This window comes from Streptomyces sp. AA4, assembly GCF_000158875.1.
GTDB lineage: Bacteria > Actinomycetota > Actinomycetes > Mycobacteriales > Pseudonocardiaceae > Amycolatopsis.
Map to the genome: position 1 here is coordinate 90,711 of NZ_GG657748.1, position 16,110 is coordinate 106,820.

Below are 16,110 nucleotides of genomic sequence, written 5' to 3' on the forward strand. Positions count from 1 at the left end.
GCGAGGGTGGCGTCGGCATTTGGTTACAGGCAGCGTTGAGCACATGAGATCCCGCGAGATTCGCCTGCGGCTTCCGCCCGGTGTGCCGCCCGCCCGCTACGCGGCGATCGTGCACGCGGTCGCCGGAGTGCTCGACGCGGCAGGACTCGTCACTGGGTCGTCGATCCTCGTAGACGGAGCCACCCGCGACGAGGACATGAACGAGGCCTTCGACCGATTTAGCGCCTCGTACCCGTGGAGCGACGCCTGACCCGGATCGCATGATCGCGTCTGGATGAGTGGATTTCGGCCGCCACCGCACCCGCGGCAGCGTGGGCCGTACGGTCGGGAACGGCCAGTCCGGCGCCTCCCTCGACCCGGACGGGCTTTCTTCTTTACCGCGCACTCCGCTGCCGGGGACCTCGCCACGGTTCTCGCCGTCGCGATCGACGACGTCGCCCGTCGATTGCGGCAGCGCTGAGGCTGGCGGTTGGCCGGACGCTGGCAGGCAGGAGCACGTGTCCTGTCTGCGCGGCGGTCCTGAGTCGGCGCATGGGAGGGTGGTGGAGGGAAGGTTTCGTCGGCTACGGTGCTTGGGGCCAGGCTGGAGGAGACACCGGGAGCGGCGTGATTCGGTCGGTAGTGTTCGATGTCGGCGAGACTTTGCTCGACGATTCGCGAGAGTTCGGCGCGTGGGCAGACTGGATCGGGGTCAGGCGGCACACGTTCTCGGCGGTCCTGGGTGCCGTAACCTCGAGCGGACGAAACAACGCGGAGACATTCCAGGTTTTTCGCCCCGGATTCGACTTGGACGCCGAACGCCAGCTCCGAGAAGCTGCTGGATGCGGTGAGCAGATCGAGGAGTCCGATCTCTACCCCGACGTCCGACCGGCGCTCTCGGCGCTGCGAAACGCCGGGTTCTGGGTCGGCATCGCGGGAAACCAGACCGCGAAAGCGGCGCGGCTTCTGCGTGAACTGGCGCTGCCGGTGGACGCCATTGCGACGTCGGGCGAGTGGAACACCGCCAAGCCCGACCCTTTGTTCTTCGAAAAAGTCGTCGAGTTAGCCCCGGGCGAGCCCCGAGAGATCGTTTACGTCGGCGATCACCGAGACAACGACATCGTGCCCGCACGGGCGGCTGGCCTGAGGCCGGCGCTGATTCGCCGCGGCCCCTGGGGCTACCTGTGGGCGAGTGACCCCGTCGTCGTTCGCAACGCCGATTGGACGCTTGAAAGCCTCGCCGAACTGCCCGATCTCCTCCGGGGCGAACGCTGAGTTCTCGCTGTCAGCGATCCGGAGCTCCGGAAGACAGTTCGCGGTCGAGGCTGTTCATCGCATCGTTCGATGCGCGCGGGGTCGTTCGACGCAATTGCTCGACCATTTCGCCGACTTGGGGATGGGCTCGTACGTGCTCCGGCGCGATCCGCAAGGCTGCACGCAAGGCATCGATCGTGTTGTCGCGTTCATCCGCCAGGTTGTAAACGCGCGCGAGGTCGATGTAGAAATGCGACCGCCGTTCGGCTGGCATGCTTGCGCCCGGCCGCCACCCCGCTGCCAGGCGGAAGGCAGCACTAATGTCACAGATCTCCGCCGCGAGAGAAAAATGGTGGATACGCACAGACGCCGTCCCGAATGCTGTTCCGAGGTGGATTCCCTCGTTCACGCGTCGTGCGGCATCCTGAGCTTCCGCGATGTGATCGCGGGCTCGGAGGGCTTCCCCCGCGCGACCTGCCATCACCGCGGCGCGCATGTGCAAGGCCCCGTACGTGGCCGCCGCAGTTTCGGAAGCAGCGCGGTCGATCCGGTCGGCGGCCCGTTCAAGCATCCGTCGGCCGGCACTCAGGTCTTCTGAAGCGAAGAATATTTCTGCCCGCACGTAGGAAGCGCTTCCGTCCAGCAGTTCGTCTTCGGCATCGGATGCCGCCGTGCTCAACAGGCCGATGATGCGCGCGGACAAATCGTAGTATCCGTATTTGTCCGCCACGGCGTCGGCTGCGCGGTAAACCTGGAAGAGCAGCCGCGCGAAGCGACTCTTTTCGGCCCTCGCGCAGTTCAGGAAGCCGCGATGCAATTCAGACAGAAGGGGCGGCACCTCGGCAGCAAGAACTCGGTAGTCGGATTGAAGCCGTTTGTCGACGGTTGCCGCCACGAGAGAATTCAGTTCGTCGACGGGTCGTACTGGGCCGTCCTCAGGGATGTCGTGGGAGTCCAGAACCCGGCGCAAGATCGGGATCCGAGCGCGGATATAAGCTGCTTCCGGTGTGTGCGGCACTGCCGGACGGTAGTAGTACGCCTGTCCGCAGGCGGCTTCGAGGGCCAGCGTCTCCGCCGCGAGCTGACCGGCTTGCGATTGGCCGTCAAGAGCACCAGGCGGCTTCGGTCTCGGGGCGGTTCTCGAGGCGGCTGTCCTGCGGATGCGTTCCTCGAGGTCCGCCAGCGAAACGGACAGATGCTCGGCAATCTCGTGACGCCGCTTGGCCTGCGGCTTGTTGCGGCCCGATTCCCAGTTCCTGACGCTCTTCACATCCATCCGCAACAAGCGGGCGAGATCCTCTTGGGTCAGGCCCGCTTCGGTGCGGGCGCGAGCCAGCTCCGATTCGTTGTCTTCCACGGCCGCCTCCCCACGCCTCGGATACGCGACATTACTGCAGGCCAACAGAGTAAACACAGCTCCCCTTGCCGGTTGCTCGCGCTACTCCGGGGCCGTTCCCGCCCGGAGCTGCCGCAGCAGCCCCGGTTCATCCCGATCTCGGGGGAATGTCACGGCACTAGCCTTCGAACCGACGTGTCCGACTCCTCCGGTCGACGCCGGGCTCGGAGGCTCTCAGGCCGGGTTTCCGAGCGCTGCGGCTTCCTCCGCTCCCACCGTCGACCTGCCGCAGATCAGTCCAGGCACGGATCCCGATGCGTTCGTTGCCGCATTTGAGCTCGCCCCCGAGCGCAGCACCGGCCGCCTTTCCCTCAGGTCCTGCACCGCGCGTTGGCCTGCGCGTAGATCTCGGGGCCGTGAGCGTGGGCTGTCCTTCACAGGCATGATCGACTGAGCCTGGGGGACGCGGTCCACTGATTGCCCAGGTCGAGACAAAGCGCGCCGCGGCACAGGATTCCGCGCGATCGGCCAGCCGCACCTGGGCGCCGGCCGAGTGCGCGTTTCGATCAGGGCTTGTCCCCGGCCGGGTCACCCAGCCGCTGCGCTTCAGCACGAGCAGACAGCGCCGGGATGGCCCGGATTTTCTCGCGACTCAGGTGCGACCACGAGATCCCCGTGGGTCGACGGCGTGCATCGCAGAAAATGGTCTGCTCCGGGGTCACGATGATGTCGACGCTGAAATCGTGATCGGTTTCAGGGAGATCGGTATCCACGACTTGGAGCTGGTGGACCGTGGTGACAATGGTCGTCTGCGGCCCAATCCGACCGGCCTCGACGAGAAGGGCGACCTCTAAGTCCGAGTAGCCGGCTCCTTTTCCGACTCGCACGCCCCGGCGGTCGACGGCGACTGTTCCGCAGACGACGAGGTCTACCGGCTCCATCTGTCCCGGGCCGACAGTCGGCGCGACGTCTGCGGCGTATTTGCTCCGTGCTGCATCGAGGCCGACCGTGTCCGGGTCGAGTGCGTAGAACGGTTCCGGTTTGGCCATCGCGGGCACGGCCATGTAGACGGTTTTTCCGTCCCGCAAGGCGGTCTCCCGGACCGGCAGCTGGGCTCGATCCGGGTTGCACTTCACTACCCGCGCTTCCCGCCAGGCCTCTAGCGCGGCCAGACGTTGAGCAGCGACCTCTGCTCCCACGAAGGAGGGGATGCTCCCGACCGCGCTCCTGCCCCGTGGGTCAACTGCCGCGGCGTCGAGCAGCGCCCAGACACGCTCGCGGGCAGCACGTTTCGCTTCGTCGATCTGCATGTCTCCGTTGTACCGCGGGGGCCTGGCGGCTAGCTTCCAGCCATGAGGGCGAACAGCCGTTCGCCTGCCGCCGCGACGGAGGATTCCCGACGCCAGGGTCGCAGCTCCCGCCCTACGCCGAACGCGACGTTGAGCCCGCCGCCCCCTCGGGTGACCTCCAATGTGTCGATCGCCTTGTTCAGGGCGTCGACTGCCCCGTCGATCTCGCCCGCGCGCACCCTGGCGAGCGCGAGGTTCCCGAAAACGATGGATTGGGATTTCCTTTTCGACGCCAACGCATCGGCCGCTGCGACCAGATGCTGTTCCGCAGGCTCGCGGAGGCCGAGGAACACGTAACACGAACCGGCCATGCGATCGATCTTGGACTCCGAAAGGTACTCGCCGCCGACCCCAGCATCGTTCACCTGGCTCAGTTGCCATTGAGCCGCGTCCAGCGCCGACTCGCACGCACGTCGCTCTTGGCGCATCGCGTTCGCCTCGGCGACGTGCAGGAGCGCCAGCCCGCACAATCCCGGGCTGACGGGCTGGGCGAGCGTGGCTGCGCGCTGTGCCAGCGCACGCCCGGCGTCGGGATCTTTCTCGAAACTGTAGAGATGCAGGTAGCTGTTCCGCAGCGTGGCATGTGCTTCCGCCTCGATGTTGCCGCCTTGGCCCGCTGCGCGGATTGCTTGGTCGAAGTAGCCTTGTGACGTCGCGGAGTCGCGACGCTGAGAAGCGTCCCACAGCAGTTGTCCCATCAACGTCGCCGCATCCGCTTCGATCGAGTACAGCTCGTGGCGAGCTTCTGCACCACAGGCCGCGTCTCGCGCGACGACGACAGTCGCAAGGTGCCTGGTGGCTCGGCCGAGCAGATTCGTGGACGGTGCTTCGTCGTAGGCGGCTTCGAGGGCCAGCGTCTCCGCCGCGAGCTGACCGGCTTGCGATTGGCCGTCAAGAGCACCAGGCGGCTTCGGTCTCGGGGCGGTTCTCGAGGCGGCTGTCCTGCGGATGCGTTCCTCGAGGTCCGCCAGCGAAACGGACAGATGCTCGGCAATCTCGTGACGCCGCTTGGCCTGCGGCTTGTTGCGGCCCGATTCCCAGTTCCTGACGCTCTTCACATCCATCCGCAACAAGCGGGCGAGATCCTCTTGGGTCAGGCCCGCTTCGGTGCGGGCGCGAGCCAGCTCCGATTCGTTGTCTTCCACGGCCGCCTCCCCACGCCTCGGATACGCGACATTACTGCAGGCCAACAGAGTAAACACAGCTCACTTTGCCGGTTTCTTGCCGGTTTTTTCCCGGTCGTTTTGCCTGGTCCTGGATCCGGCGCAGCGGCATTGTCATCTCCGGCAGGCCATCCGGGTGCTTCGACGACTGACTCCGATGACCCAAGCCGTGGCACCGACATCGCGACCGCACCGCGGGAAACGGGAGCGGTCGGTGGTTCCGGACAGCCACATATCCGACGAAAGCGGGAAGGTGCTCACGGTGTTCGATCCGCAACCCGGTTTGACCGGCGCGCCAGTTTCCTGCGGCACGGCCACCCGCCACTCCACAACGCGGCCCGGCTGCAGTCTGCGCGACAAACGAGTTTCGTCGCCGTGCCGGCCGCTGCGGAATGACTTTGCTGAAGCGATTCAGCGGCGCACCGAACCGGCCCGGACTGTGGAACGGCTGGACCTGGCACGCCCCTCGCGCGCAGTGCACCCTGCTGAAAGCGCTGGACCACACCTCATCCGCAATCGGCAGGCGAGATGCCGTCTCGGCGAATCAGGCCGTTCGAGACACGGTCGGGGGACACAACGCCGACATCTCGCGGACTTCGGCAGTCAGACAAATGATCGCAGCGGGGAACGGCGATGACTGATCTTCCCTCGGCTGGCGACAGCATGCGCGTGCTCTCCGACCTCGTAGGCATCTCGGGGTGCACGTTCGCCATCGTGTTCACCAGCGACGGCATTCTCCAGGCATGGAACGGGATCGGCCACTCCGAAGCGGCCGCCTACACCGCCATCTGCCACGGCCAATTCCGACGGGATCCGGAGCTGGTGTCCAAGTTCGGCCCCGACGCACCCTCCGAACTGCACGGCGTGCCCTCTCGTGCCCGGACCTTTCTGCGGACCGCCAGGCCTGGCAACGAGGACTGCCCAGCGTGGTTCCTGCTGGTGGAGACCGGATCCGACGTCGATGACCAGGCCATCGACTGCCTCATAGCCAACTGGTCAACCATGATCAGCGAGGGTATGGACAGGCCCGGCAACCTCGAGCGGCCTCCTCCCCCGTCGGCCGGGCCACCGGGCCCACGCTGAGCGAGGCGGCGCCAGGCGAATTCCGGCCTGACGGTCTCGCAGGAACGCAATCTGTCGAAACGTTAGTTGGCGTGCGGACAATAACTGAGAGGGACGTGATGGCCGTTCTCGCACACCTTCGGCCGGACTGCGGCGCAGCTGAAAGCGGCTTGGAGAAGGACGCGCTGTTCCCGCGCGCAGATGCCGACTTTCTGGCGGCCGTCGCCTCGACGCCCCGTCCGTCGGCCGGAGGCAGTCCCGGTCTGCGGCTGCGCGAGGCTGCGGAGCGCTACGCCGCAATCGGCTGGCCGGTGCTTCCCGGCCCCGAGTGCGACGGAGTGACAACGTGGCATCCCTTCGAGTACGGGTCGCTTCGTCCCGGCGAGGCCGCGGTGGACCCGTCCTCTGCGACCACTGATCGGCGCGTCGTCGGGGAATGGTGGTCGCGGGGCAGGCGGCCCACGATCCTTGCGCCGACCGGGCGGCACTTCGACGTCATCCGCACGTCGACCTATCTCGGGTCCCGGGCGATCGCCGCTCTCGGCGTGCGCCCGCCGCTGGGCCCGGCGGCGCTGTCCCCGCACGGAACCTTCTTCCTCGTTGAGGCCGCGACCACTGCGGACAGGGAAACGGCGGAAACCGCCGGCGTCGAACTGATGCCGACGGGCACGCTCGTTGCGCTTCCGCCCAGCCGGATTCGGTTCGGCAGCGTGTCGTGGCGCGTCGCTCCGGACGACGTCGATGCCCTGGGCGTCTGCGGCGAAATCCTTGCCACCCTGGCAGAAATGCGGGCGGACCGGTGAGGGGGCTCGGCTGCCCGGGCTCCGGCGGGGAGGGATTCGAGCACCCGCGCGTGCTCACGCTGCTGGCCGACAGTCCGCTGGCCACGGCACTGTACGTAGCGGTCCGGGCCGGTCAGTCCCCGGGATTCGCCGGAGCCCTGCCCCCTCTGCTGGACTGGCTTCCGTCCACGCTGTCGAACGACGTCCCGGGCGAGGGCGAGTCGGCGTTCTGCGGCGCGGCCGCGTTCGCATCGGTGCTGCGGATCGCCGCGACCAACGCCCCTCACCTCGCGAAGGAGTACCGGCAGCGCCTCGATGCGGCCGACGCTCGCGTCGACACGATCGTGCAAGCCCGGCTGAAGACGGCCCGCGATCGCCTGCAGACGGGGACCCGCCCCGCGCGGGCGGAGTTCTCCCTGCGACAGGGGTTGACCGGGCTGGGCATGTGCCTGCTGCAGAGGCCCGACCCGGGGCCGCAGCTGCGAGACCTGCTCGACTACCTCGTCGAACTGGTCTCTGGCTTCGGCGGGACAGGACGGCCGGGCTGGTGGGTGGACGACAGCCCGCTCCCCGACCTGAGCGACCGGCAGGAATGGCCGCACGGGCACGCCGACCTCACCTTGCCCGACGGGAGCGCGGGAATCCTGGCGCTGCTGTCGCTCGCGTGGTGCGACGGAGTCCGCGTGCCCGGCATGGACGTCGCGATCAAGTCCCTGGCCGAGTGGTACCGGCGGCATCTGCGGACCGACGAGCGCGGAGACCCCTGGTGGCCCGAGGTCGTGACCGATCCCGAGCCCGTCACGCGACCCGAGCTGCACCTGCGCGAGGCCAGCCAGCTCGTGCCGGGCTGGTGCGGCGGGCTCGGCATCGCCCGCAGCGTGCAGCTCGCCGGGATCGCCCTCGGCGACCGCGACCTGCGCGACGCCGCCGTCGCCGCGGCCCGCGCCGCCCTGCTGTGGGAGTTCCCGGAATTCTTCCGGCCCGGACTGTGCCACGGCCCGCAGGGCGCCGAATTCATCGCCCTGCGCATGGCCGCCGACGAAAGCGACGACGACGCCTGTCGCCTGCTGGGGGCCGCCGCGGCGATGCGCGCGATCACCCACGACGTCAAGTCCCTCACGGTGCGCGGCGGCCTCCTCGACGGCTCCCTCGGAGTGCTGGTGTCCCAAGCCTCGAACGAGGCCCGCACGGTCTTGCCGCCGACCGATTCCGCCCAGTGGGACTGCTTGCTCGGCATCACCACGATCCGCGCTTCCTCCCGCGCCGTCCCCGCCCGGCCCTCCCCCGGAAAAAGCCCGCAGGATCAGCGTTCGCGCACGTCCGCGAGCGCTCGCGCCGCGCCGTCCATGCAGCCGTCCAGCCCGTAAACACCCTCGAGCCCGCTCCGCCCGGAAGGAACACCCCCGGTCGCACCGCTTCCCGACACCTCCGCCCTCGACCTGCTCGCCCGTAACACCGGCCGCGACAGGCTTCGGGACGTCGCGGCTGCGCTGGCCGCGGCGTGCGCAGGGCTGCCGCTGATGCTCGTTGTCACCGGGGCGAGATTGCGCGCGCGTCCCGCACGCGACGTGCGCCGGGACGCCATCCGCCTGCAGAACCCAACGATCAGAGGAACCGTGCACGACGCTCTCGATGACTCCTACGCCGCCGCCAGCGACCTCGCGAAACTCGTCCATCTGACGTGTGCCGACATGCCTGGACCGCATGTCGCGCTGGACGCGCTCGCCCACACCCTCAACGTCCAGCCCGCAGTCCTGGACGACGCTGTGGACGAGCTCGTCGAGGCCAACCTGGTGCAACTGAACGGCGACACCGTCGCTCAGCACGATCTCGTCCGCGACCACGCACGGGAACGCGTCGACGGCGGCCGCCTTCACCTTCTGCGCCGCTATGCCGACTGGCACCGCGCCAAAGCCGTCGCCGCGAGCGCGCTCATCCACTCGCACCGTCCGCTGCACGCGGCCGAACTCGGTGCGGCACAGGGCGTTTTCGCCGACCGCGCGGACGCGCTCGACTGGTGGCTCCGGGACCAGGACGTCATCCACGCCGTCGCCGACGCCGCCGCCGCACAGGGCTGGCACGAGGACGTGTGGCAGATCGCCGAGGCGGCCTGGGGCTTCTTCCTGCACTACCGGGACTACGAACGGGGCCTGCTGCTGTTCACCGCGGGCCTGCACGCGGCCCGGCAGTGCAAGCGGCCGATCATCGAAGCGCTGATGCACCACCAGCTCGAATTCCTCTGCCTCGAATCCGGATGGAAAGACGCCGCCGCCGCCCACCGCGCCGCGGCGGCCGAGATCGGCGAACGCGAGCAGCACGGCCCGACCCAGGCCACCGCGCTCTCGCACCGGGCCCGCGCCGCCCGCGACAGCGGGGACCTCGAGGGCTCGCTGCCGCTGTACGAGGCCAGCGCCGCGAAACACCACGACATCGGTCGTCGGCGCGGCGAGGCTCTCGCCTGGCGACGCATGGCGGAAGTCATGATCGAACTGGGACGCGACGACGACGCGGTGCGCTACCTGCGCGAAGCGGGCCCCGTCTTCCTGCACGAGGACGACCCCGCCCAGTACGCCAAGGCGACCATCGTGCTGGCCCAGATCCACGCCCGGCGAGGCGAGCACGAGCAGGCCCGCGACGAACTGACAGTGGCGCTCGCCGGCGTGCGGCGGTTGAGGTCGCCCTACTTCGAGAGTCAGGTCCGCGCGGCCCTCGACGCCCTCGACCGGCGCCACGACGCAGACGGCACCGGTGCGGCGTCCGGGAGCGACGCGTCATGACCGACTACTTCAACGTTCCGCCGGGGGTCAACCCGAACGAGTCGAGCGCCGCCCGCGTGTACGACTATCTGCTGGGCGGGAAGGACAATTACGAGATCGACCGGCAGGTCGCGCGGGAAGCCGCCCGCGTGATGCCGGACATCGCGGAGACCGCCCGGGTCAACCGGCACCTGATGACGCGGGTCTGCCGGTTTCTCGCCTACCACGCAAGGATCCGCCAGTTCATCGACTGCGGTTCCGGGATGCCGACCGCGGAGAACGTGCACCAGATCGTGCAGCGCGCGGATCCGACGGCGAAGGTCGTCTACGTCGATTACGACCCGGTGGTGGCCAGCCACGGGCGGGCGCTGCTCGACGAAAACGAATTCACCGAGTACCTCGAAGCGGATTTCTTCGACCCGCCCAGCATTCTCGACCACCCGACGGTCAACGAGCACCTCGACTGGAACGAGCCGATCGCGGTGCTGTTCCTGCTCGCCCTGCACCACCACACCGACGACCGCGAACTGGCGGGCAAGGTCACGAAGGAATTCATCGACCGGCTCCCGTCCGGTTCGTACGTGGCGATTTCGCACCTGCTCGACCCCCACGACGGATCCGAGGACGACCACGTGGTGCAAGGGCTGCTCGAGTCGGTCCGCAACGGGTCGATGAAAGACGTCTCCGCCCGCACCCGCGCCGAGATCAAGGACCTGTTCCACGACCTGGAGCTGATCCCGACCGGGCCGAAGAAACCGGGCGGCGTCGTGCCGGTGGTCGAATGGTGGCCCGACGGCCCGCTGCTCGGCAAACCCACCGTCGCCCAGCGCATCGTCGCGGTCGGAGTCGCCCGCAAACGATGACCACGCAGCTTCCCAGCCCGGATCGGCCCGGGCCCGACGGTCCCCCGCGGCACCGGCACGACCCAGCCCTACTGAGGGGCAGCAGCGGTTCGCTCCCCTCGAACCGCCGCCTTTCCCCGCCTCGTCCCGCACGCATTCGACAGTCCTTTCCAGGACCGAATCCCCTCGACTCACGAATCAGGTGACCATGCAGACTCCGACAACAGCACGCGGCCTGGCCGGCCGCGCCGTGCGCGCCCTGTCCTGGCTCGCCCCCGTGGTGTCTCCCGCAATGGCCCGCCAGACGCGCGAAGAAGTGATCCGGCTGCGCGGCGAGGTCAACGCGAGGCGTCAGGCCGACGCGGAAGCCCAGGACCGGGCAGACACCGACACCGCCCTGGTCGACGCGGTGATCGCACAGCTCAAGGCGTACGTGCACGGTGAGCAGCCGCCGTACCCGGGCGAGTTCCCTGCCTCCTCCGCGAAGGCCGGGCTCGTGGAACGGCTGCTGGACGACGTGCGCGACCGCGCGGACGCCGCCCGCGACGGCGCACTGGCACTGGCGACGAGCTGGCAGAACGCGGCGCACCGCATCCACAAACAGGCCGAGGTGCTGTTCCTCGCGGGCGATCTCGACGACGCCGGCCGTGCCGAGATCGCCTACCGGATCTCCCACCTTGCCGCCCAGCAGGCGCACCGCACGCAATCGCTGGCGGTGCTGCTGGACGGATGGCTGGGACAGCAGTGGCAGCATCCGCTGTCGCTGGCCGACGTCGTACGGGCCGCGACCGGGCGCATCGAGGCGTACCAGCGCGTCACCGGCCCGGACACCGCCGACACGGCCGTCGTCGCGCACGCGGTCGAACCGGTCATCCACATCGTCGCCGCGCTGCTGGCCAACGCGACCCAAGCCTCGCCCCCGTCCTCGAAGGTGGCAGTAACGATCACCCCGGTCGACTGCGGATACGCGATCGAGGTCCGCGACGACGGCAACGGGCTCGGCGACGACCGGCTGCGCTGGGCCGACGACCGCGCCTCCGGCCGCGTCCCGGTCGGCCTGCCCGATCTCGGGACGCCGCCCCAAACCGGGCTGGCCGCAGTCGGCCGCCTTGCCCACGAGCACGGCATCGCCGTGCGCCTCGGCCGTTCCGTCCAGGGCGGCCTCGCCGCGGCGGTGACCGTCCCGCGTCATCTGCTCGTCTCGGCCGCCGAGTGCGAGCCGCCCGAACCGCCGCGACCGCGGCGCGACCCCGCCCCCTCGACCCTGGTCCCGCAAGCTCCGCTTCCCGCCCCCGAAAGCCGGGCCGTGCCGACCACCCCGGGCGGCCTCCCTCGGCGCTCGCGCAGCGCACCGGCCGCCCAGCCCGCCGCCCGCACGCCCGCCGGCACCCCGCCCCGTCCGCAGTCCCCCGCCGAAGCCGCCGCGTTCTACGGCGAACTGGTCGACGGCGCGCCGCCGGCCACCGCCGCCTCCGACCCCGCCCGCCCTGCGCCGACTCCCGAGGACACGCCATGACCGACCCCGCATCGACCCGCGACGAAACCACGCCCGCGACCGGCGACGACACCACGGCGGCCAGTCGCGACGCGTGGATGCTCGAGGAGCTCGTCCAGTTGCCCCACGTGCTCTTCGCCGTCGTGTTCACCGCCGACGGCATGCTGCGCGACTACCGCGGAGACCTCGGTCGGGATGCCGCGGAGAAGCGCGCGGCGGGCTGCTGCGCCATCTTGTCCGCCTCCCGCGCCGTAATGGGCGACTGCGCGCCGGACGAGCCGTTCCGCGACGGGATGTGCGCCACCGAGGGCCACCGCATGTTCCTCCGCAGCGCCGCGCCCCCCGACGAGCGCAGCCTGTTCGCGAGCCTGGCCGTGTTCACCACCGCCAGCGCCAGCGCTGCGCTCGTCGCCAGCGCGATGGCCGAGCGCGTCGCCCGGCCCGGCGACGCCGCCTGGTTCACCCCCGCCCGAGGCTGAGCAGTGCGCGACGACGGTGCTCCCGCCCGCCCGGTGGCGGCCTACGTGATGACCGGCGGGCGGACCCGCCCGACCCGCGCACGGGTGCTGCCGGACACGGTGCTGTGCACGACCGAGGCCGGATGCGCCGACACCGGATCGGTCAGCGAGAAACGGGCGCTGCTGGCGGATCTGCGCCGCCCGCTGTCGCTGGCCGAGGCCGCGGCCCGGCAGCGGATCCCGATCACCGTCGCGCGCGTGCTCGTCAGCGATCTCCTCGACGACGGCTTGCTGGCCGTGCACGCACAGGCACAGCTCGACAGCCCCGACCCCGAGTTCATGAAAAAGGTGCTGCGTGGCCTCCAGAAGCTCTGAGCAGGACGAGGACATCCACCTGTCCCGCGACGTGACGCGCACGGCGAAGATCCTCGTCGCCGGGCCGTTCGCCGTCGGCAAGACCACCCTGGTCGGCGCCGTCAGCGAGATCGCGCCGCTGCGCACCGAGGAACCCCTCACCGCCGCCGGCGCGGACCTCGACCCGCTGGAGGGCGTCGAGGCGAAAACGACCACGACCGTCGCGTTGGACTTCGGCCGCATCACCCTGCCCGAGGCCCGGATCGTGCTCTACCTGTTCGGACTCCCCGGCCAAGACCGGTTCCGGGCGATGTGGGGCGACCTGGTCCTGGGCGCGATCGGCGCGGTGGTTCTGGTCGACGTTCGCCGCCTCGACGCGTGCTTCCCCGTGCTGGACCACCTCGACGACCGCGGCCTGCCCTATGTCGTCGCCGTCAACGACTTCCCCGACGCCCCCGTCTACGACGACGCAGAAATCCGCGCCGCGCTGGACCTGAACCCGCGGATCCCGCTCGGGCACTGCGACGCCCGCGACCGTCGCTCCTCGATCACTGCGCTGTGCCGTGTCGTCGCCCATGCCCTCGCCCGCCACGACTGCCCGGAGGCATCCCCCCGATGACCGACCCGCTCGCCCCGCCCAAGGTGCCGCTCGACCAGCTCACCGGTTTGCGGCCCTTGACCGACACCACCGTCTGCGTCGATCCGCAGGCCGCCTACGCCGCCCTGCGCGCCCGCTGGGACGGTCTGCCGATCGCCCCGGTCGCTCTCGCCGACGGCGTGCCCGCCTGGCTGGTGATGGACTACGAACACGTCCGCACCGTCTCCCGCGACGACGTGCGCTTCGCCCGCAACCCCGCCCAGTGGCGCCAGTACGCCGAGGGCGGCGTTCCCGCAGACTCCGGCCTCGCGCCGATGATGTTCCCCCGCGACAACGCGTATTTCGCCGACGGCGAAAGGCATGCGCGGCTGCGCGCCCCGCTGGTCCAGGGACTCGCCGGGCTCTCCGAGCCGCGGATGGCCCGGATCGTGCGCGCCACCTGCGAACGGCTCCTCGCCCGGCTCCCGGACACCGGCGAAGCCGACTTGGTCGCCGGCTACGCCCGGCAGGTCCCGATGCTGACCGTCGCCGGGTTGTTCGGCATCGACCCCGACCTGTCCGAGGACCTGCAGCGCTGCCTGATCGCGCTGTTCGGCTCCGGCGAGGACTCCCAGGCCGGCAACGCGGAACTCGAGGACATCCTCGCCCGCGTCCTCGCCGAGCACCGCGCCCGCCCCGGCGAGGACGATCTCACCACCGCGTTCCTGGCGCACCCCAACCTGCGCGGCGACGCGGAGATCGTGCAGTCGATGGTGCTGATGATGTCGGCCGGGTGGGAGACCACCACCGTGTGGATCGGGCACACCCTGCGCATCCTGCTCACCGACGAGCGGTTCGCCGCCCGGGTGCGCGGCGGGCGCCTCGGCATCGACCACGCGCTCGACGAGGTCCTGTGGCTCGACCCGCCGATGTGCAACATGCCCGCCCGCTACGCCTTGTGCGACACCGTTATCGGCGGACGGCACATCGCGAAAGGCGACCCGCTGATCCTCGCGTTCGCCGCAGCCAACGCCGACCCGCAGATCCGCCGCGACGGCGAGGACTGGCCCGCGGTCGGCAACCGCGCCCACTTCGCCTGGGGCGTCGGGCACCACGCCTGCCCCGCCCAGCGCGCCGGACGGCTCATCGCCCGCACCGCGGTCGAAACCGCCCTGCACCAGCTGCCCGACGCGCGGCTCGCGATCGAGCCCCGCCGCATCACTCTGCAGCCCTCCCCGTGGACGCGCGGCCCCGCGCACCTGCCCGTCCTCGCCACCCGCACCGCCGACCGCCAGGAGCCCGGACATGCCGCATGACCCCCAACCGACCGCGCCCGGCCCGTTCCGCCTCGACCCGACCGCCGCCGACCGCGCCGGCGAAGCCGCCCGGCTGCGCGCGGCCGGGCCCGTCGTGCGCGTCGTGCTGCCCGGCGACGTACCCGCATGGCTGATCACCCGCCACGACGCGATCGCCGCACTGCTCGCCCACCCCGAGGTCAGCAAGGACTGGCGGAACTGGGCCGCGTTCGCCGACGGCAGCGTCCCCGCGGATTGGCCGCTGCTGGGCATGTTCAAAGTCGACAACATGGTCTACGCCGACGGCGACGACCACCTTCGTTTACGCCGCCCGGTCGCCAAGGTCTTCACCCCCGCCCGCGTCGCCGCCATGCGCCCCCGCATCCAGACGGTCGCCGCCGGACTGCTCGACACCCTCCCCCGCCACGCCGGCCCCGACGGCATCGTGGACCTGCGCGCGCATTTCGCCGACCAGGTCCCGCTGACCGTCATCTGCGACCTCGTCGGCGTCCCCGACGACTGGCGGCCGCTACTCGCGGACCTGGTCCAGCGCCTGTTCGACAGCACCCTCACCGCAAGCGAAGCCACCCACATCCAGCACACCCGCCACCACCTCCTGCGCAGGCTCGTCACCCTGCGCCGCAACGAACCCGGCGACGACCTCACCACCGCGCTGATCGACCTCTGCAACCCCACCGCGGACACGAACACGCCGTCGAAAAGCGAGGACACCAAGCCGCTGTCGGTCGACGAGCTGATCGACACCCTGTGGCTCCTGCTCACCGCCGGACACGAGACCACCGCGAGCCTCCTGGCGAACGCATCCCTGGCTCTGCTGACCCACCCCGACCAGTTGCGCGCCGCCCGCGACGGCGGCCCGGACATGTGGCCGCGCGTCGTCGAGGAATCGTTGCGCCACACCGGTCCCGTCGGCAACTTCCCCGCCCGGTACCCGCTGGCCGACATCACGATCGCCGGCACCGCCATCCCCGCCGGCGACCTCGTCCTCGCCGGATACAGCAGCGCCGGACGCGACACCGACCGCCACGGCCCCGACGCCGACGCCTTCGACCTGCACCGCACCCCGGCCAAACACCTCGCCTTCGGCGGCGGCCCGCACCTGTGCCTCGGCGCGCACCTCGCACGCCTGCAAGGAACCGTCGCCCTGGCGGCGCTGTTCGACCGGTACCCGCACCTGGCCCTCGCCGACGAACCGGACTCCCTGCCCCCGCTGCAGTCGCTGTTCGCCAACTCCCCCGCCCGGCTTCCGGTGCGACTGGACAGTCCGGACGGACAACCGACGTAACGGCGCACAAGTCTGCTTCGCCCCGGTGCCCCACCTGGATCCTGCGGCGACCGCCGAGCACGACGCCACGCCGCACCCCCCCAGTTTCCCGGCTGCGGGACC

General features: G+C 70.1%; 16 protein-coding genes. 13 read left to right on the plus strand and 3 right to left on the minus strand.

Annotation, left to right across the window (positions count from 1 at the left end; genetic code table 11):
• Positions 1-43 precede the first annotated feature (43 nt).
• Positions 44-250 carry a hypothetical protein gene (locus SSMG_RS45815; protein WP_009086174.1) on the plus strand — a complete coding sequence of 69 codons (207 nt, stop codon included), beginning with the start codon at positions 44-46 and terminating at the stop codon, positions 248-250.
• A gap of 356 nt (positions 251-606) precedes the next feature.
• Positions 607-1,254: an HAD family hydrolase gene (locus SSMG_RS40705; RefSeq protein WP_009086176.1), complete on the plus strand. Its 648-nt coding sequence runs from the start codon at positions 607-609 to the stop codon at positions 1,252-1,254.
• 10 nt (positions 1,255-1,264) lie between these two features.
• Here the strand turns inward: SSMG_RS40705 and SSMG_RS40710 are convergent, their stop codons facing one another.
• The 3 genes from SSMG_RS40710 to SSMG_RS40720 form a co-directional block, all read right to left on the minus strand.
• Positions 1,265-2,590 carry a helix-turn-helix transcriptional regulator gene (locus SSMG_RS40710; protein WP_158688149.1) on the minus strand — a complete coding sequence of 442 codons (1,326 nt, stop codon included), beginning with the start codon at positions 2,588-2,590 and terminating at the stop codon, positions 1,265-1,267.
• A 545-nt stretch (positions 2,591-3,135) separates the two neighbouring features.
• Positions 3,136-3,879, minus strand: coding sequence for a 5-formyltetrahydrofolate cyclo-ligase (locus tag SSMG_RS40715; protein ID WP_009086180.1), 744 nt, complete (start codon positions 3,877-3,879; stop codon positions 3,136-3,138).
• Positions 3,880-3,908: 29 nt separating this feature from the next.
• On the minus strand, positions 3,909-5,063 hold the full coding sequence (locus tag SSMG_RS40720) for a helix-turn-helix transcriptional regulator (RefSeq protein WP_037719191.1): 1,155 nt from the start codon (positions 5,061-5,063) through the stop codon (positions 3,909-3,911).
• Between the two features lie 651 nt (positions 5,064-5,714).
• Here SSMG_RS40720 and SSMG_RS40725 point away from each other — a divergent pair.
• The 11 genes from SSMG_RS40725 (at position 5,715) to SSMG_RS40775 (ending at position 16,008) form a co-directional block, all read left to right on the plus strand.
• Positions 5,715-6,164, plus strand: coding sequence for a hypothetical protein (locus SSMG_RS40725; RefSeq protein ID WP_009086185.1), 450 nt, complete (start codon positions 5,715-5,717; stop codon positions 6,162-6,164).
• A 149-nt stretch (positions 6,165-6,313) separates the two neighbouring features.
• On the plus strand, positions 6,314-6,946 hold the full coding sequence (locus tag SSMG_RS42820; RefSeq protein WP_050788548.1) for a bifunctional DNA primase/polymerase: 633 nt from the start codon (positions 6,314-6,316) through the stop codon (positions 6,944-6,946).
• Between the two features lie 50 nt (positions 6,947-6,996).
• Positions 6,997-8,292, plus strand: coding sequence for a lanthionine synthetase LanC family protein (locus SSMG_RS42825; protein ID WP_158688150.1), 1,296 nt, complete (start codon positions 6,997-6,999; stop codon positions 8,290-8,292).
• 249 nt (positions 8,293-8,541) lie between these two features.
• Positions 8,542-9,702 (plus strand): tetratricopeptide repeat protein, encoded by a 1,161-nt coding sequence (locus tag SSMG_RS40740; protein ID WP_050788550.1) that lies wholly within the window; start codon positions 8,542-8,544, stop codon positions 9,700-9,702.
• The gene (locus SSMG_RS40745; RefSeq protein WP_009086193.1) at positions 9,699-10,544 is read left to right on the plus strand and encodes an SAM-dependent methyltransferase; all 846 of its coding nucleotides are present in this window, start codon (positions 9,699-9,701) and stop codon (positions 10,542-10,544) included. The genes SSMG_RS40740 and SSMG_RS40745 overlap by 4 nt, the downstream gene beginning before the upstream one ends.
• Positions 10,545-10,731: 187 nt before the next feature.
• The gene (locus SSMG_RS45820) at positions 10,732-12,039 is read left to right on the plus strand and encodes an ATP-binding protein (RefSeq protein WP_158688151.1); all 1,308 of its coding nucleotides are present in this window, start codon (positions 10,732-10,734) and stop codon (positions 12,037-12,039) included.
• Positions 12,036-12,497: a roadblock/LC7 domain-containing protein gene (locus tag SSMG_RS45825; protein ID WP_009086196.1), complete on the plus strand. Its 462-nt coding sequence runs from the start codon at positions 12,036-12,038 to the stop codon at positions 12,495-12,497. The genes SSMG_RS45820 and SSMG_RS45825 overlap by 4 nt, the downstream gene beginning before the upstream one ends.
• 3 nt (positions 12,498-12,500) lie before the next feature.
• Positions 12,501-12,851, plus strand: a complete 351-nt coding sequence (locus tag SSMG_RS40760) for a DUF742 domain-containing protein (RefSeq protein WP_009086198.1) — start codon at positions 12,501-12,503, stop codon at positions 12,849-12,851.
• A complete protein-coding gene (locus SSMG_RS40765; RefSeq protein WP_009086199.1) occupies positions 12,832-13,449 on the plus strand; it encodes an ATP/GTP-binding protein in 618 nt (205 codons plus the stop codon). The genes SSMG_RS40760 and SSMG_RS40765 overlap by 20 nt, the downstream gene beginning before the upstream one ends.
• Complete coding sequence (locus tag SSMG_RS40770; protein ID WP_009086201.1) at positions 13,446-14,723, plus strand: cytochrome P450; 1,278 nt, start codon at positions 13,446-13,448, stop codon at positions 14,721-14,723. Before SSMG_RS40765 ends, SSMG_RS40770 begins: the two co-directional genes overlap by 4 nt.
• Complete coding sequence (locus tag SSMG_RS40775; protein ID WP_009086203.1) at positions 14,713-16,008, plus strand: cytochrome P450; 1,296 nt, start codon at positions 14,713-14,715, stop codon at positions 16,006-16,008. Before SSMG_RS40770 ends, SSMG_RS40775 begins: the two co-directional genes overlap by 11 nt.
• Positions 16,009-16,110 lie beyond the last annotated feature (102 nt).

What these genes read in the sequence shown, in the direction of transcription:
- SSMG_RS45815 (WP_009086174.1), top strand. Translation starts at nt 44, where the DNA reads ATGAGATCCCGCGAGATTCGCCTGCGGCTTCCGCCCGGTGTGCCGCCC.
- SSMG_RS40715 (WP_009086180.1), bottom strand. Translation starts at nt 3,879, where the DNA reads ATGCAGATCGACGAAGCGAAACGTGCTGCCCGCGAGCGTGTCTGGGCG.
- SSMG_RS40725 (WP_009086185.1), top strand. Translation starts at nt 5,715, where the DNA reads ATGACTGATCTTCCCTCGGCTGGCGACAGCATGCGCGTGCTCTCCGAC.
- SSMG_RS40745 (WP_009086193.1), top strand. Translation starts at nt 9,699, where the DNA reads ATGACCGACTACTTCAACGTTCCGCCGGGGGTCAACCCGAACGAGTCG.
- SSMG_RS45820 (WP_158688151.1), top strand. Translation starts at nt 10,732, where the DNA reads ATGCAGACTCCGACAACAGCACGCGGCCTGGCCGGCCGCGCCGTGCGC.
- SSMG_RS45825 (WP_009086196.1), top strand. Translation starts at nt 12,036, where the DNA reads ATGACCGACCCCGCATCGACCCGCGACGAAACCACGCCCGCGACCGGC.
- SSMG_RS40770 (WP_009086201.1), top strand. Translation starts at nt 13,446, where the DNA reads ATGACCGACCCGCTCGCCCCGCCCAAGGTGCCGCTCGACCAGCTCACC.
- SSMG_RS40775 (WP_009086203.1), top strand. Translation starts at nt 14,713, where the DNA reads ATGCCGCATGACCCCCAACCGACCGCGCCCGGCCCGTTCCGCCTCGAC.